Source organism: Sphingobium sp. B2D3C, assembly GCF_025961835.1.
Classification (GTDB): Bacteria; Pseudomonadota; Alphaproteobacteria; order Sphingomonadales; family Sphingomonadaceae; genus Sphingobium.
In genome coordinates this window covers 707,560-731,511 of record NZ_JAOQOK010000001.1, presented here as the reverse complement: position 1 = coordinate 731,511, position 23,952 = coordinate 707,560, and the positions used below count along the sequence as shown (strand labels likewise).

The following is a 23,952-nucleotide window of genomic DNA, read 5'->3' as shown; positions in this document are numbered from 1 at the left end:
ACTTGTTATAAAAACCCTGCATTCTCAATATCCTTACGGCCATTTATTGGCCTCTGTTCGTGTCGTTTGAGGGGGGCTGCCTCGGTCATCGCGAGACTGCTGTGTGGAATTCGGTCAAGAGAGGCGCAGCCGCAGCGGCGCCTCCCGGAGCATCCGTCTGAGATCAGAAGCTGTAGCTAAAGCCGATCTTGACGCCGTGGTCCTTCCACTGGTCGCCGATATTGCCCACGTAGGTGGCGCCGATGGAGCCGCCGGGCATGATGTTGGCCTGGACGCCGCCCTCAAGACGCAGGGTATCGCGCGTCGTGGGCAGGCCCGCGACCGTGAACGCTTCACCTGTGGACAGGATGTTGCGGCTGGTCGCATCGACATCGCCAAAGCTGCGCAGCCAGGCTGCCGAGACGCGCGGGCTGAGCACCGTGGTGGCGCTGACCGGCACTGCCCCGCCCAGACGCAGACCCAGAGTGGTGTAGGTCACATCGCGGGTGCTGTCGGTGACGCCCAGCGCGGTCAGGGCGCTGCCCGTCTCGGTGAAGGCATCGCTCTTGAGATGGACATGGGTCACGCCGGCAAAGGGCTCGGCGGTCACCGCGCCCAGCGGGAGAGCATAGCTCACCTCACCGAAGGCAGAGGCGCTCTTGGCATCATAGCTGCCCGCCAGCGCATCGTTGACGCCCAGGAACGCCACCTTGCGCGTCCCGTTCACGTCGAGCCAGCTATAGGAAGCGCCGATCCGGGCGCGCAGGGCGCCCCAGCCGCCGCCGGCATAGACCAGCGCGCTGTTGCCATTGACGGTCGCCTCGCTGCTGCGCCCGTCGACCCGCACCTTGTTCTGCTCATGCGCAAAGGCCACGCCCAGACGCCAGCCACCAAGGCCCGTATCGACACCGGTGATGAAGCCGAAGGTGCTCTGCGTCGCCTTGATCGCATTGCCATTGCTCTTGAGCGTGCTCCACGCACCGATGCCCTGGCCCCAGACCGCCGTGCTGCCATCGCGCAGCGTGCGGGCCGACGAGCCGGCGCCGGCCAGCGTGCGGCTGACGACATCGGCCTGCTCCATGCGGCCGATCACCATGTCGCCGAGACGGCGAGTGCCGTCCACCATCAGCGTGCCCGTGGTCGCCCACAGCTCGCCCGAGAGCGCATCGAACGCGCGGACGGCGCCGGCTTCCTCAAGCTGCCCGGCTACCGCGCGGGACAGGCTGGCATTGTCGTCACTCGCATCCAGCGCAAGCGCCACGGCCAATTGGTTGGGTGTCACCGCCACGCTCTCGAAGCTGCGATTGTTGCGCGTCAGCACCAGCCTGACATTATTGGCGTCATAGCTCAGCTCCGGCGTCAGGAACGGCAGATCGACATCGGTGGCCGCAAACTGCCCGGTCACCCCGCCCGCGGCCGTGATGATCGTGTACTCATTGCTGAAGCGATAATTGCCTGCAGCCGCCAGCACCGAAACCGTGCCACCCTGAATGGTCGCCGTACCGCCGACGATCAGCTTGTCGCTCTCGCCCTCGGCATTGACCTCCACCTCATAGGTCGAGCCTGCCTGGAACACGACATTGCCCGCTGCGGTGAGCGTGCCGATCGAGTTGCCCGGCAGCAGCGTGCCGCCATTGCCGACCACGATATTGTTCACCTGCCCGCGACCGCCCAGGGCCGCATCGCTGCCGACCGTGATCGTGCCGCCCATCGAGCCGTTCACCCGCGTCACGATGCCCTCAAGGTTGAGCGCACCGGTGAACGAGCCAAAGCTCTCCCCGGTCAGGTTGATGCTGACGGGCGCGCTGGACGGACCGTTCAGCGCAATCGTCCCGCTGCCGCTGAAGCTGCCGCCGAACAGCGTGTTGCTGCTCTGGTTGACGGTCAGCGTGCTCGTGCCCAGGCTCACCGTCCCGCCCGCGCCACTCAGGCCTGCAACGGTCTGGTCGGTGCCACTCAGGTCAAACTCGCCATCATCCACGACCAGATCGGTCGCGCTGTCGAGCTGCGCCAACAGCCGCACCCGGCCCGCCTGCACCACCGTCGACCCGGTATAGCCATAGTCGCCCGAGAGCAGCAGCGTGCCCTCACCCTGCTTGATCAGGCTGCCGTTGCCCGAAAGAGCGCCCGTGTAATCATAGTCTGCGACCTGATTGAAGATCAGCGTGCCGTCGTTGGTCGTGCTGGCGGTCAGCTCGCCATTGTGGATGCCATCGCCAACCTGCAGCGTGCCATTGGCGTTGACGGTCACGGCACCATTCAGCTTGCCCGTGAGCAGCAGCATCCCGGCATCAACCTTCGTCTGGCCTGCGAACGTGCTGCTATCGCCGGCCAGTACCAACCGGCCCGACCCGGCGTTCACGATCGTGCCGTGCCCAGTAATGCTGCCGCCATAACTGGAAACATTGCTGCGGTTGAACACCAGCGTGCCGTTGGTGTGGACGTCGCCAACCAGCGAGCCGGCCGTTCCGCCGTTACCGATCTGCAGCGTGCCGTCCGCCGCGATCGCAGTCGAGCTGGCATTCATCGCGTTGGCCAGCACCAGCTTGCCGCTGTTCACGTTCAATGAGCCCGCATAGCCGCTGCCTTCGCCGGTAAAAATCGTCGTGCCCGCAAGAACATCGACCACGCCATTACCCGACAGACTGGCGGCAAGTGCATAATCGGTCCCGCTGTGGTTCAGGACCAGCTTGCCAGCCCCGGCACCGAACTGAATGCCATTGACGGCATCGATCATACCGGCCGCCTGGGCCGCACTGCCTGCCGCCGCGCCGATGTTCAGCGTGCCGGTGGAGCCGGCGCGATTGCCGATCTTGATCACTTGGGCGCTGAGTTCTGCGCCATCGGCTAGCGTCAGGACACCGGCCCCCTCGGCACCGATATAGAGGCCTTCCTCCGTCCGGATCGCCGAAGATGCGCCGCTTACCGTTACGCTGCCGCTCGAGGCGACATCATTGCCGATGTAGACGCGCACCGCCTCCACCTTGCCGCCGTCCGAGACCTCCAGCGTGCCGCTGCCAAACAGGCCGACATTGATGTAACCCGCCCAGTTCGTCAGGCCATCATTATAGGCGCTCCAAGTCGAGCCAGCGCCGGTCACGATCATGCTCGCCTGCGATCCCGTGAGATTGCCGAGCGTGCCCTGCACCGCGCGCAATGTGCCGCCATTGGAGATCGAGATCGTCGACTGTGCGCCCGCCTCGTTGCCGGCAATGAACAGCCCGCTCATGTCCCAGACCGAGTTGGCACCGCTGATGTTCGCCGCGCCTGTAGAGCCGCTGACGGTGCCCACATAGCCATCCGTGCTGGTGACCCGACCGCCCTGCGCGATGTTGAGCGTTCCTTCGCCGACGTTGCCGACGTAGAGAATGCCGTCATTGGTCCACGTGCTGCCCGCGCCGCTCACGATGGCCGTGCCCTGACCGGTGGACTCCCAGCCAATGATCGCACCTTGCGAACTCGCCGAGGCGCCATTGCTGACCATGAGCGTGCCCTCGCCAGAGATGCCGATACCGATGCGACCGCTGCCGATCTCAAGCGTGGAGCCTGCTCCATCGACGCTGACGCTGCCGACAGCGGACTGAGCCCCACCGATTCGCAGGGATTCGCCGGTGACGCGGCCGCCCGCCTCTATGGTCAGCGTACCGCTGCTGCCCTCCTGGCTCGCCACATCGATCAGGGCGGCTACCGACAGCAGGGCGCCGTTGGAAACCGTGGCGGTGCCCGTGCCGCTGTAGCCGACCCGCATGTTGCCGGCGTAGCCGTTACGGGCGAGAACACTGTAGGTCGTGCCTTCGCCGGTCAGCGTCAGCGTTCCGCTCGAGCCGGTGTCGACGCCAAGCGCGCTGGTGTAGGACGTGACTTCTGCGCCGCCGGACACCGTCACATTGCCCTGGCCAACGGTGTCGTTGCCGGTGCCGCCGATGTACAGGCTGAGGCCGTTGCGCCACACCGTGTCGGCACCGTCGACGATCATCGTCGCCGTGCCGGACCCGTTTCCGCCGATATAGCTGCCGTCAGCCTCCAGCAAACCACCGTCGGTCACCGAGATGCTGCCCTCATCCGCACTGAACCAGCCATCGGCCGAAACCCAGTCGGCCGGCAGTTCGGAATGCAGCGTACCGACACGGAGCGCCGAACCCTGACCACTGATGCTGACCGAGCCGCCCGCGCCCATATAAATGCTGCCATTCACAGTTTCGACCGAGCCGCCATTTGTGATGGTCAGCGACCCGGAGGAATTGGGATTGCGGCTGATCTCGATGAGGCTTGAGTTGATCCAGCTCGCGCCGCCATCAACGGTAACGCTCCCCGCGGTGCCATTCATGCCAATGGCCGCAGAGACAGAGTTGAGCTGCCCCCCCGCCTTGATATTGAGCGAAGCCAGCTCCGCGCCGCCCACGGTCACCGTGCTGGCGCTGAAACCGCCCGTGAGGTCAAAGGCGCCGCCGGTGACATCCAGCGCACCGTTGAAGAGAGCGCCATTGCCGGTGAAAGCGAGCGCACCTTCGCCCGCCTTGACGAACCTGCCCTGGCCGACCAACGTGCCGGCGAAGACGGTGTCGCTGCTCTGGTCGAGCACGAGCACGCCGCCATCGGTGGAGACAAGGCCAGCTTCTCCGACAGTGAGCGAGCCCAGGGTCGCCTGATAGGTGGAGCCCCCCACGCCCAGCACGCCCCCTTCAACGACATAGGCCTGACCCACACCGAATGCGTCGCTGCTGGCAGCGTTCAGCGTCCCTTCGCGGACCGTCCAGCCGGTCGTCCCTGTCCCCGTGAGCGTCCAGGTGCCGGTCCCTACCTTCACGAACTCATCGAAATCATAATATTGCGTGCCGACCAATCCGGCGTCGAATGACGCATTGATGGCGCCGCCCAGCGCCAGGGTATTGGTGCCGCTCGCGATATCCGCATCCGCGACGAGGCCGATGATGTTGGAGCCGGCATGCAACTCCAGCGTCACGTCGCCGGCGCCCATCAGAATGGCGTGGCCGAAGGAAGGCGAGGCCTCGATGGTACCGGCGTTGATGATCGTGGTCGCCGCGCTGTTGGTGACGATACCGGTTTCACCCAGGATCGACCCGGAATTGGTGATCTGGACCATTCCGCTGAGCGTGTCTGCATCGACAGCTGCGATCTCGCTCAGCGATTGCAGCGTGCCGGTGTTGCTGATGACCACATCGCCAAGCGGCGTGCGCGCCTGAACTGCGCTTCTGGTTCTGCCGGTGACAATGCCGCTGTTGGTGATGGTGATTTTACCAGAGCCGGGCGCATCCTCATCGAAGCCGGCGACGGCAAGAATGCCGGTGGTGCCCTCCGCAATGCCTGCGTTGGTGATGGTGATATTGCCGATCTGCGAGGCGCCCTGAATCGCCGCGCCGTTGGCCGAGATAGCCTCACCCTGCTCCTGATTGTCGATCACCACTTCGCCGTTCGGCGTCCAGCCGACCAGCGCCTGATTGTTCACCGAAGAAACGTAGGCGTTGTTCGTGATTTTAGCCAAACCGTTGTAATTGACGACGCGGATACCCGCCGCCTGGGCCTCCACCTGGCCAGTGTTCATCACGGTCACTTCGACCGGCTCGGCATCGTTGAAACCGCCGTCGGCGTAAATTCCCCGTTGGGTGAAGTCTGCAGCCCCGTTGGTTTGCTGGACCGTGATGGCCCCGCTATTGGTGATGTTCACCGATCCTGCGTTGGTGGTGGCAGAGATGCCATTGGTTTCCACGCCTGAGACCGTCAGCGCGGCGCCATTCTCGATCGCGATGTCCCCCGCGATCTGGTTGCGAACCCAAATGCCACCGCTGCCACCCACGCTGTTGACTGTGACGTCCGGGCCCAAGGTGACCGAGATGTCGTTCCGACCCTGGATATTGGAACTGACGTTTACGCCGCCATTATCAGTGGTGCTGATCGTGGAATTGGTGATGAGCAGCGTCGACGTAATGTCGCCAGAGACTGTATTGTCCCACGTATAATAGCTGACGCCATCGCCCGTGATACTCCACTCGTCCTGTGCGCCGTTCACAGTGAGGCTGGTATCGCCTCCTTCAATACGAGCCTTAACCGACGAGGGTTCGCAGAAAAACAGGGTCACATCACCCTCAGCCTGGCAAATGCCAGGCTCGGCGTGGGCGGCCGATGCGCCTGCCAACATCCCCGCAATGCCGACGCTGCTGAACAGACCGGCCTTGAGAGCCTGCCGAACGGCGCCGCGCGTTTTGATTGCCTTGCCCTGCATTACGAAATCCCCTCGTGTGGGCCCACCGCCCAGATGATGTGAAGGGCAAACCGCCATGCAGGTGCGGTTCAACGGGATTTGAGACAGGATCGAAGCGCGACGACAGGGAGCGCAGCCTGAGGTTCAAACGAACCCCATGACCTTCTCACAGCAGGTTACACACGATATCCGAAAATGCTCTATTTCATCCCCCGGTAGCCCCGCTACCCCATTGGGGCCGGAGGCTTTGCGTCCCGCCGTTACCGACAGTTTGCCCTTGTCGAAGGCGACGAACACCCTTGGGAACGCCCGTGGGGCCGAGCCGTCATCTTCAGGAGGAATATTAACGTTAGCTGAGCGGCAGCGCAACAAAAAATCCTGGCCTTGTCAAGATGATGCGCATGCAGATCGGAGCCATGCAGCTGATTTGTCGTGTGAAAATCCGCGCCGCCGGTCTGGAGCGAGGCCATACCGGCCGTGTTAAGCCGATAACCATGGTTAACAGATGCGCAAGCAAGACATCGATTGCACTGCAATCCGCTCATCTAAAATATGGTTGGGGACCACCCGCCCGCGACGTGATCGTTACAGCCGTCGCTGGTCGGGCAACCACGCCGAAAGGCGCCGAACTGCCTCTCGCACTTCGGCTTCCGTGATCGCAAAGCTCAGCCGGATGAACCGATGGCCATTGACCGGATCATGGTCGACCCCCGGTCCCGTGGCGAGGCCTGTCTCAACGAGCAACTTCTTACAGAACGCCGGGCTATCATCCGTAAAGTCGCTGACATCCGCATAGATGTAGAAGGCACCATCCGGCGGCGCGATGCGTCGCAGACCGAGGGCTGGCAAGGCCTCCAGCAGAATGTCCCGGTTACGGGCGTAAGTGGCGCGATGCGCTTCCAGCTCTGGCGTGCAGTCCAGCGCCGCCAAGGCCGCATGCTGACTGACCGACGGCGCGGTCAGGAACAGGCTGCCCATATAGGCGCGTGCTCGCTCGACCATGGGGCGCGGCACATAAAGCCAGCCGAGCCGCCAGCCGGGCATGCAGTAATATTTGGAGAAGCTGCTGACGATCATCGCATCCGGTGCGAATTCTCCCATCGAGCGGCAAGGCGCGCCGTAGCTGAGGCCATGGTAGATTTCGTCCGAGATGATCGCGATACCGCGCTCCCTGCAGAGCCGCGCAATCGCCTCCAGTTCGGCAGGTGCGATGATCGTTCCGGTGGGGTTGGCCGGGCTGGCGACGATCACACCCTGCGGTGCCGGATCCAGCGCCGCGAGCGCGCGCGCCGTCAGTTGAAAGCGCGCCTGTTCGCCGCATTCGATCTCGATCGGCGTCATGGTGAGCGCGCGCACGGTGTTGCGATAGGCGACATAGCCCGGCCGCGCCATGGCGATCCGGTCGCCCGCCTTGAAACGGTTGCTCAACGCAAGGACCAATGCCGGCGAGGCGCCGCAGGTAAGCAGGAATTGATCAGGCTCGGCTGCCATGCCGTACCGCTCCCGATAAAGCTGGACGAGCCGCGCCTGCAGCGCAGGGCTCTCCCAATAGCCCATCGGATCGATGCCGAGCGCGTCGCGCGCAGCGTCCAGCGCGGCCTGCGGTGCCCCCGTCGAGGGCTGGCCAAACTCCATATGGAGAACCGAGCGCCCCTCCGCACCCAGGTGATAGGCCAACTTGCTCAATTCTATGGCCTGAAACGGCTCGACTTCCATCAGATCTTCCATCGCTCGGTACAGCGCCGATAGCGGGCGGGCGCGCAGATGCCAACGATGCAACCCCACCCCGGCCGTCGTTCATCCTCGCGGCGCATCTGCCGTGAAATCAAAAAATTGCGCCAGCGTCGTCGGGCGCTTCGAAGAATGCTTTCGGCAGAAAGAAAACGGCAGGTCGTATTTTCGGCCTGCGCGTGACGCGCATTTTCAGGCAGTCTGTCAAATGGCAGCTCGCAGAAACCTGCATCACGGAAGCAGGGCCTCCGACCCCCTTCAGCGGGACGGCTCCCCGAAACCAGAACTCCTTACAGCCTGAGCATAAGGTTTGATCGCCAGATACATGAGCGCCGCCCCGCCGGGGGCCATTACGGCGGCGAAGAACGCCATCGAGTAGCGCAGCATGCTCTCGTCCTTCAGCAGGAAATCGGTCACCAGCGCAATGAGCAGCGGCCCGAGGCCATTGCCGATGACACTGATGGTGAAGAGATACACAGCGCTGATCTGGGCGCGCATCTCGCTTGGCGTCACCATCTGGATCGCCGCATTCTGCGCAGGGGCGCTGGCGAGGCCGATGATCGACGAGATCATGCCGCAGAGGAAGGCGAGCCAGGGGCTGGGCATGAGCGAGGTGGCGATCGCGAAAGGAGCGGACAGGGCTTGCGAATAGAAGCAGACCCGCGCCATCGCATCGGGATTGCCGCGCTTGCCCATATATTCCGCAAACCAGGTGCCCAGCGTCAACGCAATCGGCGTGGAGATGAGGAGCGACAGCGCCAGCAGTGGCCCGATCTGCGCCGGTCCCCACCCATAGGTGCGCTCATAAAAGGCCGCGCGCCACGTCATGAGGCCCGTCGTCTCGATCGCGCCGATGCCGATGCTGAGGAACAGGGGCAGGAACAATATGCGGTTTGACAGGAGATACGCCCCGACCTCGCGCAGCGGTACGCTGCCCTTGCCGCGACGATTGCGGCGCACCGGCTCCCGCACGGTGAAGAGAAAGAGCAAGGCGGTTGCCAGCCCCGGCAGAGCGCAGACGAGGAAGACGAGTTGCCATTCCCGCATCTCGCCCAGAACCGGGATATGGACCGGCCCCATTCCGGCAAAGAACGCCACCAGCAGGCCACCGGCCAACAACGCCGTGGCCTGACCGGCGCTGATGCCGAGCTGATAGACCGCGAAGGCACGCGGCAGCTTCGACCGCGGCACCATGTCCGCGATCATCGACATGGACGAGGGGCCGGCGACGGACTCCGCGCCCCCGACGACGCCGCGTGCGAAAAACAGCCCGCCGAAGCTCCTGGCCATGCCACAGAGCGCAGTGGCCAGGCTCCACACCGTCAGGCCGGCCGTCAGGATCATCTTGCGGCTGCGCTGATCCGCGACGCGAGCCATCGGCAAGCCGACGACCATATAGGCCGACGAAAAGGCGAAGCCGATGATGAGGCTGATCTGGGTGTCGCTGAGCGCCAGGTCGCGCTTGATCGGCTGGACCAGCAGATTGATGATGTTCCGGTCGACATTGGAGAGCATGGTCACGAACGCGATCAGCCAGATCGTGTACCAGGCGCGGGCCGGCGACGGCCAATCGTCGCCGGCTCCAGACGCGCCGGCCATTGCCGGCTGCGTCTCACCCGTGGCTTGCGTGCCGACCGGCTCGCTCATCGCTTGAGACGCACCCCGACGCGGAACGCGCGCCCGACCTGATCGAATAGCACCTGATTGGTGATACCCACCGCGCTGGGCGCAATCGGCGGGTCCTTGTCGAACAGGTTTCGAATCGCGATGAAATATTCGAAATCGCTGCGGCCGGCCTTCACGTTCCAGCCCAGCGTGAGGTCCGCATAGAAGCGGGCGGCGACGCGATTGGTGCTGATGCTGTTCGCGAGGCCGACACTGTAGCCCGCATCCTCGGGGCCGACGAACTCGACGAGGAACTTGCCCTCGGGAATGTAGCGGCCATGCGCACTCACGCTGAAAGGCCCGGCCTTGAGGGTCGCCATGCCGTCCAGCACATAGTCCGGCACGCCGGGGGTGTTGCTGGCGCGGAAGCCGGTCTGGCCGGCGCGGTCGACCGAACCGGCGCTGTCGATGATCATGAGATCGAACGTCTTGGTCGCCAGCAGCCGCAGGTCGAGCGATGCGGCGGCCCCGATGCGGGTGCGATAGCTCGCCTCGATGTCCAGGCCCCGGGTCTTGAAGCCGTTCACATTCTGCAGACGGTCGTTGATCAGGGTGACTTCGCCTGCCCCGTTCCGCGTGATCAGCGGGCAGAACTCGGTTGCGTTGTTCACCAGACAGCGCGTCGCGATGGTCGATGAGCCGATCTGCGCGATCGCGTCGTTTACGCGGATATTGTAATAATCGACCGAGAGGTTGAAGCCGCGCAGAAACGACAGGTTGCTCAGCACCACCCCGGCCGTGAAGGTATCGGCCTTCTCCGGGCGCAGCGTGTTGTTGGAACCCGAGACGATTTCGATCAGGCCCTGCTTGCTCGTCACCGGATCGGTGAAGGACGAGAAGCTGCGCGTGACCGAGCCGAACAGCTCGTTCACATTAGGCGCCCGGATATCGCGAGAGAGCGTGCCACGCAGGCGCAGGAAATCGACCGGCTCATAGACGCCTCCGAGCTTCCAGGTAGTGACCGCGCCGCTCGTGCTGTAGTCGGTGCGGCGCGCCGCGCCGTTCAGCTCCAGGCTCTTGCCCAGCGCACTATCCTTGAGCAATGGCAGCACCGCCTCAACGAATGCTTCCTTGACCTCGACCTTGCCGTTGGAAGCAGCGAAGTTGGAGACGTAGAAGGCGCCGGTCGGCGAGAGCGGGTCCGTCGAGCCCTTCACCTCGTCGCGGCGATATTCCGCGCCGGCCGCGAGCGACAGCGGGCCGGCCCACAAGTCGACGAGATCGCCCTGCACGTCGAGCGCGGCAACCTGCTGCGTGATCTTCAGGTCGAGCATCGATGTGCCGGTGACATAGGCCAGCGCCTCCTGACTGAAGCGGCCCGCGCCGATCAGGTTGAGCGGCTGGCAGCCATTGGTCGGGTTGGTGAGCGTCGAGCGGCAGATTGGCGTGCCGCCGGGGCCGGAGGTAACATCGGCCGCCAGCAGCAGGCGCGAGCGGATGAGGTTGTTGGTCGCTTCCTGATGATAGGTGCTGCGGCCATATTGATAGTAGGCGTTCCACGTCCAGCTATCGGTGATGGCGCCGGAGAGGCCACCGATGATGCGGAAGGCAGTGCTCTTGGTCGCCCCGCGAGCATTGCCGAGGTCGAGCCCGGCGCGGCCCATGTTGAACTGGGTGATGCCGTTGGCATCCATGACGTCCGTGACCGACCGGGGGAGATATGGATTGTCGCGGCGGACCGGACCGATCAGCGAGCCTGTGCTGTCGCGCAACTGCGCGCTCACCGAGAAAGCGCGGACTTCGCCATAGGATGCTTCCAGCGTGGCCTTGAGCGCGTCGCTGAATTCATATTCGGCATGGCCATAGGTGCTGAAGCGCTCGACCGGCACCTTGAGAAGCAGGCCGGCGAGGAAGGCGTTCTGGCCCTTCCCACTGCCGCCCTGCTGAAACAGCGAACCCGCGAGCCTGCCGACCTCATAGGGCGCTGTCGTCCCATCCGGCAGGAACTGCAGGCCCTTGAGGGGGCCATTGCTGAGGATAAGGCCGCCCGGGGCTATGGTGGCGGTGTGGACGTTGTTGAGAATGCTCAGCGCCGGGGCGCCCGCACCGGCCGCGCCAGCCGGGCGGCCGACAAGCGTCCACTCCTGCGCGCACAGCGAGCGGGCCTGATAGCAGTCCGCCAGGCCATCATTGTCTTCATACTCCCCGCCGAACACGACGTGGCCCCGGCCACCGGCGAAGGATGTGCCGCCGGCCGCCGAGAGGAAGATCGTGCGGTCGTCGCCGCGCTGCGAGATGCCCGACTGGGCCTCGGCCCGAAGGCCATCGAGCTTGTTGTTGAGGATGAAGTTCACGACGCCCGCAACCGCGTCCGAACCATAGGCCGCCGATGCACCGCCGGTCACGACGTCAACGCGATCGATGAGGATGCCGGGGATATAATTGGTGTCGACCGTCCCGCGCGCTGTCGTCGGCACGAACCGACGGCCATTGACTAGCACCAGGGTGCGCTCGCTGCCAAGGCTGCGCAGTTCCAGCACGCGGGAGCCGACGGCATTGCCGGGCGTCGTCTGCGTCGCGGAAGGGCTGGAGGTGGCCCGAAAGCTGGGCAACTGGCTCAGCACGTCGCCAATATTCGTCGCGGCAGTTGTCTCCAGTCGGTCGCGACCGATCGCGGTGACGGGGGTCGGCGCGGTGAAGCCGCCGCGCGTGATGCGCGAGCCGGTCACGACGATCTCCTGCGAACCGGATGCGGCCTGATCCTCGGCCTGCGGTGCTGGACCGCCCTGATCCTGCGCGTGCGCGGCAGAGGCCACGCCGATCGCAGCCATCGCCAGAATGGCCGCAGAATTTCTCAAAACCCGAACTCGTTGACGAAGCGCCAGCATTGCAATCCTCTCCCCAGTCTCTGCCCATATCGTTCGCTCGACCGCGCCCATGTGGCATGGCGTAGAGCACGTATGGAGATGAATTTACCGCCCTAATGGTTAGGGCGACTAGTAATTCATATCCTATCTTTTAAAGTGAAGGCAATGGGTGTTGAAGCATCAAGACCAACAAGGCAGGAGGGCGATGATGGGAAGGTCGAAAGACGCAAAGGATTCGCCGAAAATCACGCCCTTTTCTGCAAGGGATGCGAAGGCGCGGTTCGTGCCAGGACCGCCGCCGGCCCGCGTTCAGGAACCCGGTTCGGATGCTGATTTGCGGGTCCAGATGTCGTGGTGGCTGGTCGGCACCGGCCGCGCGTGGCGCAATCTGCTGGATGAACATCTGCGCTTCGCGGGCCAGACACAGCCCCGCTGGCGGGTGCTCGCCTGGGCGCGACTGCAGCCGGGGATTACCCAGACCGAACTGGCGGAGCATATGTCCGTCACCAGCGCCACTTTGGTGGCCATCGTGGACGAGCTCGTCCGTCAGGGGCTGCTTGAGCGGCGCGAGAGCAGCACGGATCGCCGGGTCAAGAACCTGCACCTTACGCCAGCGGCGCATCCGATCATCGAGGCGATCTCGCAGGAGGTCAGCGACATAAGGGACGCACTGCTCAGCGACGTCTCCCGCTCTGAGCTTGAGACCTGTCTCTCCGTCCTCCAGCGGGTTAGCCAGGCGATCGAGAATTATGGGCGGGGCAAGGAATAGAGCTCACATCGCTCCGTCGAAGACGGACCCGGCATAGCGCCTCTGGCGAACGTCCCAACCTCTCCCCTGAACCGCAACCGCGATGCGATCAACCGCTGCCTGCTACCCATCCGCGAGGTGCGACACGACTTTGCCGTCCGATATCCATCTCGTGCGCCGATCCCCGCAGCGCCAGAACGAGATATGCACGGCTGGAAACCAGCGCAGCGAGCCCGATCAGAAATGATGTGTCTAAAGCAATTTAAGCGACACTTTTCTTGCCTTTGGCCCGGCGCATTGCGAACTTCATCCTCACGTGCCGCACGGTCGCGCATCTGCACACGCAACCGGACATCTTCTCTATCAATCGCTTCGTCTTCGATCTGCAATGGCGCTCTTCTTGCGATCGGACAATCGAGCGCGTCGAGACACCGAGCGATATTGTTCTGCAAGTGCTCCATCCGCCAAGCGACCTTTGCGGCGGTGTCGCTCTTGTCGCGGTTGCTGACAGCCTTCGTGACAAGCGTGTGTCCATGTCGCCTAGTGGCCTGGTTCCGACCGGTTGAGCCAATCAAGAATCTCGGCCCGATTTTCATCGAGGCGAGGCGGGACTTCGCCGACTTGAAGACCGGGTGTAAGGCGGAAGCCGGCACCGGGGTAGCGCACTGGTCCCGTAAGAGGTCCCTCGGGGATATCGAAGGATACAAGCGCATCCGGACGCGCCAGTTCGGCCGCTTCATCGACCCGGCGCACCATCCCGCAAGGGATGCCAGCTTCGCTCAATCCTGCTTCCCAGGCGGCCGCATCCCTTGTGGCGAACACCCTCTCCAGTTCCGCCTTCATGGCGTCGAAATTGGCCCGCCGTGCTTCTGGCGTGGCGAACAGCGGATCAGTCAGCCAGTCCTCTCGTCCGGTGAACCGGGCAAGCGCGGCAAACTGGTTGGGCTGCACGACGCCGAGCGAAATCTGCCGCCCGTCCCTGGCTGTGAACAACGAAGCGGTGGGCAGGCCGCTATAGCCGGTATTGCCCATGCGGGACATCGCTTGCCCGGTCAGCAGATAGGGCGTCACGGCCGACGTCATGAAGGCCAGGCTGGCATCGAACATCGACACATCGATATAACTGCCGCCGCCACCCTGCAGTCGCCGCACCAGTGCGGACAGGATGGCAAGTGCCGCGGTCTGGCCGGTCAGCGTATCGACAATGGGAAAGCCGACGCGCACCGGCGGGTCACCCTCTTCACCGCTCAGCATCATCATGCCGCTCGTCGCCTGCACGATATTGTCGATGGCCGGCCAGTCGCGCTGAGCACTGTCCTGCCCATAGCCGGACACCGAGCAAAAGATGATATCCGGCCGCAGTTCTCGCACCGCTTCGTAGCCGAGGCCAAGACGTGTGATAACGCCGGGCCGGAAGTTCTCGAGCATCACATCACACCGCGCCACGATCGCGTGGGCGATGTCGAGGTCGGCGGGATCCTTGAGATCCAGCATGATCGACTTCTTCCCTGCATTGGCCGCAATGAATGCAGGTGAGAGACCTTCAAAGCGCGGATCCGATCCGTAACTGCGGAAATTGTCCCCCTTGGGCGACTCGATCTTGATGACGTCGGCGCCCATCAGCCGCAACAGGTGCGACGCATAAGGCCCGGCCATCACATGGCTGAAATCGGCGATGCGGATGCCCGCAAGCGGTTGGGTCATGGTTTTTCCGGAAATTGTTTGCGAACGAGCGTCCATGCGGGGTCTTTGCAAAGGCCGCAGGACGCCCCCGTGAAGAGTTGACCCGCCTTCGGGTCACGCTTGAGTTGCCAGTCGAGCCACGCCACCGCGATCCGGCCATAGTCCCCGCCGTTCACCGCGCCGAACGTGCCTCCATGGCCCGTGTTCTTGTTGGCGTAGAAAACGGGCACATGAGCAATGCGGCCCACATCGTCATTCCCGTTGGGATAGGCGATGTCGGTCGGCCCGCCCAAGATGTATGCGACCGGTGTATGCAGCTTGCGCAGATCGTTCTTGGCGATCGAGACGCGGCTAAGGCCATTGCCCGGCCGGTTGTACACACCGCTGTTGAAGATGACGGCCGTGCGAATGCGCTGATCGGCAGCGGCGGCAAGCGCCTGCAGGCCACCGCAACTATGTCCCATCACCGCGATCTGCATGGTATCGATGTCGCGTCCGTAGGGGCTACCCTTCACCCAGTCGATTGCAGCGAGGAGCTGGTCCACTGAGGTTTCGTCCGCGGTTGCGGGTGGCGGCATGGGCGGCTCGGGTCCCCGCTGGTTTCCAGCAGCCGGTTCCGTCGAGGGCCTCTCCCCTTTCGGAGCCCCATTGGCGATGACGATGTAGCCATGGCTGGCGATCTCGCGCAGGAAGCCACTGGCCGACAGCCCGTCATTGCGGCAGCCACCATTACCCCACAGCACCAGCGGCAGGCGTCTTTGTGGCAGCTTCGCCGGGCGATAGATGGTGTAGCCGGGCGCGTCCGCTCGCCCTTCCGCAATCGCGGGCAGATCGCCTGTTCCGCCGGGCGCTCCGATGATGCCAGAAGGTATCTGGGCCGATGCGGACGGGGCCTGCAGGATGGCAGCCAAAGCACAGAGCAGCGGCGCGACGTGCTTCATTGATTTCCCCCACACTGGATTTTGTCGCGACCCTGCACGGAAGCGCGTGCGGTGCGGAACGCCCTGAGACCATCAATGCCGAAGCGGGACAGCTCGCGGGCATTGCCCTCCGAGTCGCGCAGATAGAGCGCATCAAACCGCGCCTGCTCCTGACGCGACACGCCATTGATCGTCACATGCTGGGCGCGCGCTTCTTCCAGTCCCTTTTCAAGCGCAGCATAGATCTCGCGCGCGAGCGCTGCTTCCCAGACCGCTTGCGACTCCTCGAGGATAGCCCGATCCTGCGCACTCAGCCGATTCCAGCGCTCCATCCCCATCGCCCGAGCAGGATAGGCGCCGCGTGGAATAGCGAGGTTGTTATAGTGGCGGGCGACCTCGGCGAAATGTAGCGACTTGAACGTGTCGCCAGGTGCGATGACGCCATCGATCACACCCTTCGCCATGGCCGAATAGACGTCAGCCATCGGCATGTTCACCGGATCGGCGCCGAGGGATTCGAGCACGCTCAGCAGCTCCGTCGGCGCGCGCAGACGCAGGCCGCGCAGATCGGCCAAGGAGTTCACCTGCCTGCTGGTGGTGACGACGCCGGCGAGCGATCCGCCCTGCACCGCCAGCACCTTGAGCCCTTCCAGCTCGTGGCCGATCTCGGGGTTCGCCGCCGCGATGCAACGATAGAGCGCAAGTTGGGATTCAATGCTGTCCGCACCGCTGTAGAAACCCGTCTGGATGCGGATGAGATGGGCGCCGCCGCGCGCGTAGATGGGCGTGATGAGCCCCACATCCGCGACACCGTGGCGCAGTTCCTCCATCGACATGTCGGACGAAAGCAGCGCCCCGGACCAGCTCGGCCGGATGCGGATGCGGCCGTGCGAGCGCTGCTCGACAAACGCCATCCACGCCTGATCCGCTTTGCTGAACGGATGATTGGGGCTGTAGGGCGTTGCATAAGTGAGTTCCGTTACGTCCTGCGGCACAGGCCGGGCGCAGGACGCCAGCAGCAGTAGTAGCGAAGGCAGGAACGCCCGCAGCCTCATGCAAGCCCCCGCTCGGCGAGGAAGCTGGCCACCCTCGCCACCATCCTGTCATGGTCCCAGTTCTTGGCATCCACCATGTCGGCATCAATGGTCAGCACCGGCACGCCTGCTGCCTCCAGCGACAGCGCGGTCAGCTTTGTGCCCGATTGCGAGAGGCGGTTGTCCGGCGGGAGCAACACAACGCAGGCGTCGATGCCGCAGCGCTCCGCCTCGCTGGTCATCCAGCCGTTCATCCAAGGCGGCAGGTGTAGCACTTCATTCATGGAGCAGATACGGCTGGCCAGCGCATCCATTGGCTCGCCCTGCAGTTCACGGATATATTGCGGCCCGGCGAACGGCATATACATCGACCAGACGAAGACTGCGCCGAGCCGTTCCTCCAGGGCCTGATAGAAGCCGGGGTCGTGCCACACACCCGCGCCGATCCACATGAGGCGGACCTTCTCGTTGCTGGCAGAGCCAGTACCATTTGCGATGCGCTCCATCACCTCGTCGCGGAAACGTTTGGCATGGGCGACCGCCCAATCCGATCCGCGATGCCATTGCGGGATCATCGTGTTGGGCATCTGCTCGGCGATCGACACGGGGCAAGGCCGCGCCCGGCCGATGGCCTGCGCCGCCTCCCAGATATAGCCCTCCTGCTCGTTGATCCGCTCCATCAGATAGTGGAGCTTCGCCTCGTCGAACTTTCGCCCGGTGCGGTTCTCCAGCAGGGCGATCAGATCACGCATCTCCGCGACCATCAGCGCGATACGATCGGCATCGTAGACCTGGCGCCAGTCGCCCCGGCTATGCTCGAACCAGCGCGGGTCCTTGTGCTCCCATGCCGGCGCCTCCATCGCAAAAAATTCGCTGCCTAGCGCCTGCGCCCATTGGCCGAAGACATGCTGAATGCAGTCGCAGGTCAGCCGCGCCACCAGCACAGTCGGCGTGGGCAGGCCTCCCCAGGGGGCGGTCTTAGGATCGTTCGCGAGCGTGCAGGCAAGGCCCAGCGAGCAATATTTGCAGCTATTCTCCGGATAGCCATGCCGGGCCATTACCTCAAAATACTGGTTCGAGAGCTGCTTTGCCGAAATATAGGCCGACCACCACTGGTTGGTGATGATCGGAATATCCATCACGTGGAAGATTTCGTGCGGCGTGTCGGCCTGCACGATGGCGAAAGGCTCGCCCTCATCCACGACCCGGCGCCGCAGATCCGCACCGAACTGCTTCTGATAGGCGCTGGCTGCTGCCGTGCAGGCCAGATCTTTGCGGCTGCGCTGCCCTGTTGCCCGCGTCGAGACATCCTGACTCATTCAAAAACTCCTGCAGCGTCGAGCTGTGCGATGCGGGCCTCCGAGAGGCCGCAGAGGTCGCGGGCGATGGTGTGAGCATGCTCGCCCATGCGCGGCGCGCGGAACGGCTCCAAGCGATCATGCGAAAATTTGATGGGGGTTGCGATGTGGCCGAACGGCCCAAGCAGCGGGTGGTCAAGCGTCACCAACGCGCCGCGCCCGGCAAGTTGCGGATCGTGATCGATCATGTCTTCACAATCCTGCACCACACCGCAGGCGATGCCGGCGGCCTGAAGCTCGGCCATAATGGCATGGTCAGCGCGTTGCGCGACCCACGCCGCGACGTCGCCGCCGGCAATGGCGTGGAGTCTGGCAAGCTCTGCTTCGTCCCTCAGGCTGATCGCCACCCATCGATCCTCGCCCTGCGCCTGGAAGACATCCTGAGAGAAGACAGCGGGGTCCGCATTGCCCGAGCGCTGCGGGCGCTCGCCGCGCCGCGCCGCCGCCAGATAGTCCCGCATCTGTTGCACGCAGATCTCGTACATGGAGGCATCGATATGACAACCAAGCCCGGTTTCGCGGCGATGCTGCAGCGCCGCCGCCACTGATCCTGCCATGACGAACGGCACGATGACGTCGCCATAGGGCACCGCGCCGGGGATGACGGGATCGCGGTCCGGATAGCCGGTGAGGAAGGTCCGTCCCGAGAGTGCGCCACCGGTCCCGTCGACACCCCATTCCTGCGCCAGCGGACCGGTCTGGCCGAACACGCTGCCCGACACCATGACGATGCCCGGGTTGCGCGCCGCCAGTGCATCATAATCGAGGCCAAGCTTCTTCATCGTGCCGGGGGAGAAATTCTCGACCACCACATCGGCCCAGTCGATCAGCGGATCGATGAGTTCACGCGCCTCCGGTTTCTTCATGTTCAGCGAGAGGCTGCGTTTGGAGCTGTTGAGATGCGCGAACCAGGGCTTGTCGTCCCAATTGCCTGGGCTGGACGCGGAAACCTGCACGTCGAGACGGGCAAGATCAGGCCGCGTGCGGCTCTCGATCTTCACGATCTCCGCGCCAAGATCACCGAGCGTCTTGGTCGTGATCGATCCGACCAGAGCCCAGGCGAAATCCAGCACCCGAACGCCCGCCAGCGGCCCCGGCCGCTCGCCGGTGTGGATGGCGGGCGCGGCAATGGCAGCGCCCTTGCGGATCGTCGCGAAGCGCTCCGGCAGGCCCGAAGGCGTATCGAAGAAGTGGCGCGCCGCCAGATGCGGATCGGCCAGCACATCGCCCGGCTCGTTCGCCACGCAGGCATTGATGCCGCGCCTCAGCCCTTCGGTCGCGATCTCATGCTTGGTGCGCGAGAGGAAGAAGGCGGCGATCGCTGCCTCCCACTGCGCCCGCGTGTCGGCCGGCAGCGTAGAGCGATTGTAGCTCAGCCAGTCGATGCCGTGCAGCGGATTGGGGACACCGACTTCGTCCATCCAGTCCGAGAGGGCCTGATTGGCGGGCGCGCCGAGCCGCCCGGTCATCAGCGAGTGGAAGCACCAGCCGTCCGCCAGCCGCCAGATGGCCCGCACCGTGGCTTTGCCATAAGCGAGCGCACCGCCCACACGCGTGAGCTTGCGCCGGTCGAACTGCCAGCACAGCACGCCGTTGAAATTGCGACTGAAGGCCACCTGCTGGATCGAGACATCGACATGTTGCCCCTTTCCGTGCGTGCCGCGCGAATAATGAGCGGCCATTGCCCCGGCCGCAGCCACCATATCCGCGTGGAAGGTGCAGGCATCCCCCGCTTCCTTCACCGGTGCCAGATCCGGCTCGCCGGTGACGCGGAGGGCACCTCCCATGGCAGACGCCACCAGCTCGCCGCCTTTCCATTGCGACCGTGGACCACCCGAGCCGAAGCTGGTGACTGACACGTGCACGGCAGTCTCCGGGATGGCAATGCCCCCCAACCCCTCCAGCCCGATATCGTCGATGACGAACGATGCGCCCTCCACCGGACCGCCCAGCTCCGCCCCAATCGAAGCCAGGAAGCGGGCCAGTGGCCGATCCGCCATGCCGCCCAGAATGGCGACGCGATGACCGGATAACGGCATCATGCAGAAAGCTCCTTCAGAAATTGCGTAATCTCGCCGGCCGCGCCGTCAGTTCCGCGCCAGCCGCGCCGCGTCATGATGAGGTGGGGAATGCCGGCCTGTGACAAGGCCTCACGCTGCGCGGGCAGATGCCAGATGCGCGCCTCATCCTCCTCCGCAAACCAGAGCACGACCGCCGAGGCGCCGAATGTCCGCGCCCTGTCGACCAGATCCGATGCGCGATCGAAAAAGGCGCGGCCGCTCTGCGAGCCGGCATGGAGCTGGCGCGCGATGGCGGTTATCGGATCGCCGCTCGCCTCCTCAACGGCCGCGCCCGGATCTTGCCAGGCATCCGCCAGCGTCGGTCCACATGCGGACCAGCGGGCCGCCTCGATGACGGCATGGAGACGGCGATCAGGCGGCGGCGTGCCAGCCACCAGGCAACAAGGCGCAGCCATGCCCGCCATCCCGCTGGCCGATGCACGACGCCGGTTCGTTTCGGCGATGCCACGCTCCAGTGCGGGGGCATCCAGCCCCAGCCGATCGGCAAGCTGGCGGACAGCGGCCACCATATGCGCCGCGCTGCTCGAGCGGGCGATCCGCGCGACGTCGAAGATCAGCGGCTCGGGGCCCTTGACCTCTCCCTGTCTGCGTAGCTCGCAGATATAGTAATAGAGCCGTTGCGCAGCGTCGTCCGCTCGGGAGAAGATGACGGCATCGAAACTGTCCAGGGCCCCATCCGCCCAGTCCTGCACGATAGATCGCGCCCAGAGCGGAAATTTGCTTTCCAGCCAGCGGTCGGCAGTGGGCATGGCGCGATCGACGTTCCAGGCCACCGGGCCGGAACAGGCGCCCGTCGCGGCGAGCAAGTCTTGCGGCAGATCGGGGCCGACATAAGCGATCATGGTCATTGTCCAAATACGGTGGGCAGCCACAGCACCATGGCCGGGAAGAGAATGATGAGCAGCAGGTGGATCAGATCGCTGGCAAGGAAGGGCATCACGCCCCGGAAGATGCGGCCGAGCGGCACATCCTTCGCCACGCCTTGAATCACGTAGAGGTTCATGCCGAGCGGTGGGTGGACGAAGCCGATCTCCATCGCGCGGGTGATGAAGATGCCGAACCAGATGGGCGACATGCCCACGCTCTCGACGATCGGGAGCAGGATCGGCGTGGTGAGCAGCATCAGCGCAAGGCCATCCAGCACCGATCCGAGCAGCAGCAGCAGGACGGCCACGACGAGGAGCGTGGGGATGGTGCCGAGGCCCATTTGCGTCACGCTGCTGCCTACCGCCTCGGTGAGACCGGTGACGCTGATGAAGACCGAGAAGGTGATCGCACCGATGATGACGAGGAAGATAAGCCCCGCCGTGCGCAACGTTTCCGAGAAGGCGCGGAACAGCACGTCACGGTTCAGGCGGCCACGCCAGGCCGTGATGACCAGCGCGCCAGCCGTGCCGATGGATGAGGCCTCCGAGGGACTGAACCAGCCCAGCACGATGCCGCCCAGCACCACGGCGACCAGCAGCAGCATGTCTGCGATCTTGAGCATCGCCCGTCCACGCTCGGGCCAGCTCGCGCGAGCGCTGGCTGGGGCGATCGAGGGCTTCCAGCGGCAAAGCAGCCAGATGACCAGGCAGTAAAAGAGCATCTGCGAGATGCCCGGGATCAGCGTCGCAGTGAACAGCTTGCCGATCGATTGCTCGGCGATGATGCCATAAACGATCAACGCACCGGACGGCGGCAGCATCTGGCCCAGCGTGCCGCCCGCCGCGACCGTGCCGGTCGCTAGGGCGTCGGAATAGCCGCGCTGGCGCATTTCCGGCAGGGCGACGAGGCCGATGGTCGCCGCCGTCGCCAGGCTCGATCCGTTGATCGATCCGAAGCCGGCGCACCCGCCCACCGACGCATAAGCGAGGCCGCCGCGCCGGTGACCGATCATCTTGGCCGCGGCATCGAACAGGTCGCCGCTGGCATTGGCGGAAAAGAAGAGATGCGCCATCAGCATGAAGAGCGGCAGCGTACCCAGCTCGTAGCGGGTCAGCGTCTCGACCACGACGACGCCCGCCTTGATGAGCGCCGCTTCCGGCCCCAGCACGATCATCAGGCCGCCCACGCCGACAAGGCCGAGCGACACGCCGATCGGCAAGCCGGCCATGAGAATGGTCAACAGGATCAGCAGGCCGATAAAGCCTGTCTCGGGTGTGGCGAGCATCATGAGCGGGGGCGCTCCGAGAGCTGGCGGACCAGCAGGACAATGACGACGACAAGCGAGGCATTGAGGAAGGCGCGCATCCAGCGCCATGGCACGCCGACCAGTTCGCTCACTTCCTGGCTATTCCAGAGATCGAACGCGAGCCAGCAGGAGCCGGCGAGCAACCCTGCATAGAAGACGATCGACAGCGCCGTGCAGGTGCGCTCGGCAATGTCGCGCCGAACGCCCGTCAGCCGATCGAGGATCAGATGCACGCGGGCATGGTTCCGGGCGATCGTCGCCGCCACGAGCGCCAGCGCTCCGGCGACCAGAACCGCGACCTGAACCAGCTCGATCGCGCCCTTGAGCGGCAGGCCTGTGTGCCGCCCGATCACGGCGAGCAGGTTCAACAGCGCGGCCGCGATCAGGGCGCCGCCCCCGATCCAGACCATGGCAACCCTGGCAGAATTCATGCGCCAACCTCTTCGACGCGACCGTCGGCCGCTATTGTGATGGCAGGCAGTCCCGCCTTTCGCGTGATACGCTCGATATAGGACCGGATGTCCGCCGCGCGGGCGGGCGAGGCGAGCACGGGCCGCCCCGGCGCCTCGACATCGACGGGGATGATGCCCACGTCCATCGCGCCGCCACCATGGAGACGGATGGTACCGAGAAAGGCGTTCACTGCTTCAGGATGAAAGGGCGCGAGCGTGTAGGCCGGGTCCGGCTCGAAACCGAAAAGCTTGCGCCGCCGATCCGCCCATTCCGCGCGTGCCGGATGATCCTGCGCCGGACTGAGCGCACTGGTGACGACGCAGCCATTGCCAAGTCCATGGAAGATCGGTTTCCCGCGATAAAATTCGATGCCGCGCACGATATGCGCATGGTGACCGATTACGACGTCCGCCCCCGCATCGATCGCAGCATGAGAAACCGCGCGTTCGTAAGGCGCGAGTTGCGCCGGTGTGTGAACGATACCCTTGTGGAGGGCCACGAGCACGATGTCCGCTTGCTGGCGCGCGGCCACGATATCCTCCCGCAAGGTCGCGACGGCCTCTGCGGTCAGCGTGGTGAGCGCAGCCGCCGGCGCAATCGGCGCGCCGTCTGCCGTATCGACCCGCAGAAAGGCGCAGCCGGCAGTATCCTTACCGGCCCAACTGTTTTCCGGGCCAACGCAATTATAGCTCAGCAGCGCGATCCGATGGCCACCGCGCGTCACGATCGCTGGCGCGCGAGCGGCTGCAAGCGTCAGCGCAGCGCCGGTGTGATGCACGCCGTGCGCATCGAGACCGGCCAGTGTGTCGGCAATGCCCTGCGGGCCGCAATCGGCGATGTGATTGCCGGCAAGACTGAGCATCCCGAACCCTGCCTGCGCGATGGCGGCAAGATTTTCGGGCGGCGCACCGGGCGCCGGCACATCTCCCTTCAGTTCGACGACACTCGCCGTGTGTGGCACTTCCAGATGCCCCACTGCGAGGTCGGCAGCGCGCAGGGCGGGGGCGATCCCAGCCAGCCAATAGGCGCCATCCGGCTCATCCAGAACCAGATCGCCTGCCAGCACAATCGAGATCGCCTCCTTCCCCACGCACTCCGCT

At 64.5% G+C, this 23,952-nt stretch carries 15 protein-coding genes and 1 riboswitch; of the genes, 2 read left to right on the top strand and 13 right to left on the bottom strand.

What is annotated here, in order from left to right; all coding sequences use genetic code 11:
- Positions 1 to 163 precede the first annotated feature (163 nt).
- The 4 genes from M2339_RS03355 to M2339_RS03340 form a co-directional block, all read right to left on the bottom strand.
- Entirely contained in the window at positions 164 to 6,220 is a 6,057-nt protein-coding gene (locus tag M2339_RS03355) for an autotransporter domain-containing protein (RefSeq protein ID WP_264587510.1), read from the bottom strand.
- A 190-nt stretch (positions 6,221 to 6,410) separates the two neighbouring features.
- A riboswitch (cyclic di-GMP riboswitch) is annotated at positions 6,411 to 6,485 on the bottom strand.
- Positions 6,486 to 6,784: 299 nt separating this feature from the next.
- Entirely contained in the window at positions 6,785 to 7,927 is a 1,143-nt protein-coding gene (locus tag M2339_RS03350; RefSeq protein WP_264588371.1) for a pyridoxal phosphate-dependent aminotransferase, read from the bottom strand.
- Between the two features lie 261 nt (positions 7,928 to 8,188).
- On the bottom strand, positions 8,189 to 9,577 hold the full coding sequence (locus M2339_RS03345) for an MFS transporter (RefSeq protein WP_264587511.1): 1,389 nt from the start codon (positions 9,575 to 9,577) through the stop codon (positions 8,189 to 8,191).
- Positions 9,574 to 12,393, bottom strand: a complete 2,820-nt coding sequence (locus M2339_RS03340) for a TonB-dependent receptor plug domain-containing protein (protein ID WP_264606153.1) — start codon at positions 12,391 to 12,393, stop codon at positions 9,574 to 9,576. The genes M2339_RS03345 and M2339_RS03340 overlap by 4 nt, the downstream gene beginning before the upstream one ends.
- 355 nt (positions 12,394 to 12,748) lie before the next feature.
- Here M2339_RS03340 and M2339_RS03335 point away from each other — a divergent pair, with 355 nt between their 5' ends.
- Entirely contained in the window at positions 12,749 to 13,171 is a 423-nt protein-coding gene (locus M2339_RS03335) for a MarR family winged helix-turn-helix transcriptional regulator (RefSeq protein ID WP_264606152.1), read from the top strand.
- Between the two features lie 263 nt (positions 13,172 to 13,434).
- A complete protein-coding gene (locus M2339_RS03330) occupies positions 13,435 to 13,716 on the top strand; it encodes a hypothetical protein (protein WP_264606151.1) in 282 nt (93 codons plus the stop codon).
- On the opposite strand, the gene M2339_RS03325 is transcribed toward M2339_RS03330, so the two are convergent.
- From M2339_RS03325 to M2339_RS03285, 9 genes are read right to left on the bottom strand one after another with little or no spacing between them, the layout of a single operon-like run.
- Positions 13,691 to 14,854, bottom strand: a complete 1,164-nt coding sequence (locus M2339_RS03325; protein ID WP_264587514.1) for a CaiB/BaiF CoA transferase family protein — start codon at positions 14,852 to 14,854, stop codon at positions 13,691 to 13,693. The genes M2339_RS03330 and M2339_RS03325 overlap by 26 nt on opposite strands.
- Positions 14,851 to 15,774 (bottom strand): alpha/beta hydrolase family protein, encoded by a 924-nt coding sequence (locus M2339_RS03320; protein ID WP_264587515.1) that lies wholly within the window; start codon positions 15,772 to 15,774, stop codon positions 14,851 to 14,853. The genes M2339_RS03325 and M2339_RS03320 overlap by 4 nt, the downstream gene beginning before the upstream one ends.
- Entirely contained in the window at positions 15,771 to 16,808 is a 1,038-nt protein-coding gene (gene dctP, locus M2339_RS03315; RefSeq protein WP_264587516.1) for a TRAP transporter substrate-binding protein DctP, read from the bottom strand. The genes M2339_RS03320 and dctP overlap by 4 nt, the downstream gene beginning before the upstream one ends.
- Positions 16,805 to 18,106, bottom strand: a complete 1,302-nt coding sequence (locus tag M2339_RS03310; protein ID WP_264587517.1) for a 2-hydroxyacyl-CoA dehydratase subunit D — start codon at positions 18,104 to 18,106, stop codon at positions 16,805 to 16,807. Before M2339_RS03310 ends, dctP begins: the two co-directional genes overlap by 4 nt.
- Positions 18,103 to 20,187: a CaiB/BaiF CoA-transferase family protein gene (locus M2339_RS03305; RefSeq protein ID WP_264587518.1), complete on the bottom strand. Its 2,085-nt coding sequence runs from the start codon at positions 20,185 to 20,187 to the stop codon at positions 18,103 to 18,105. Before M2339_RS03305 ends, M2339_RS03310 begins: the two co-directional genes overlap by 4 nt.
- Complete coding sequence (locus M2339_RS03300) at positions 20,184 to 21,074, bottom strand: 2-hydroxyacyl-CoA dehydratase family protein (RefSeq protein WP_264606150.1); 891 nt, start codon at positions 21,072 to 21,074, stop codon at positions 20,184 to 20,186. Before M2339_RS03300 ends, M2339_RS03305 begins: the two co-directional genes overlap by 4 nt.
- Positions 21,071 to 22,381, bottom strand: a complete 1,311-nt coding sequence (locus tag M2339_RS03295) for a TRAP transporter large permease (protein ID WP_264587520.1) — start codon at positions 22,379 to 22,381, stop codon at positions 21,071 to 21,073. The genes M2339_RS03300 and M2339_RS03295 overlap by 4 nt, the downstream gene beginning before the upstream one ends.
- Entirely contained in the window at positions 22,378 to 22,830 is a 453-nt protein-coding gene (locus tag M2339_RS03290; RefSeq protein WP_264587521.1) for a TRAP transporter small permease subunit, read from the bottom strand. The genes M2339_RS03295 and M2339_RS03290 overlap by 4 nt, the downstream gene beginning before the upstream one ends.
- Complete coding sequence (locus M2339_RS03285) at positions 22,827 to 23,942, bottom strand: CapA family protein (protein ID WP_264587522.1); 1,116 nt, start codon at positions 23,940 to 23,942, stop codon at positions 22,827 to 22,829. Before M2339_RS03285 ends, M2339_RS03290 begins: the two co-directional genes overlap by 4 nt.
- Between the last annotated feature and the right edge of the window lie 10 nt (positions 23,943 to 23,952).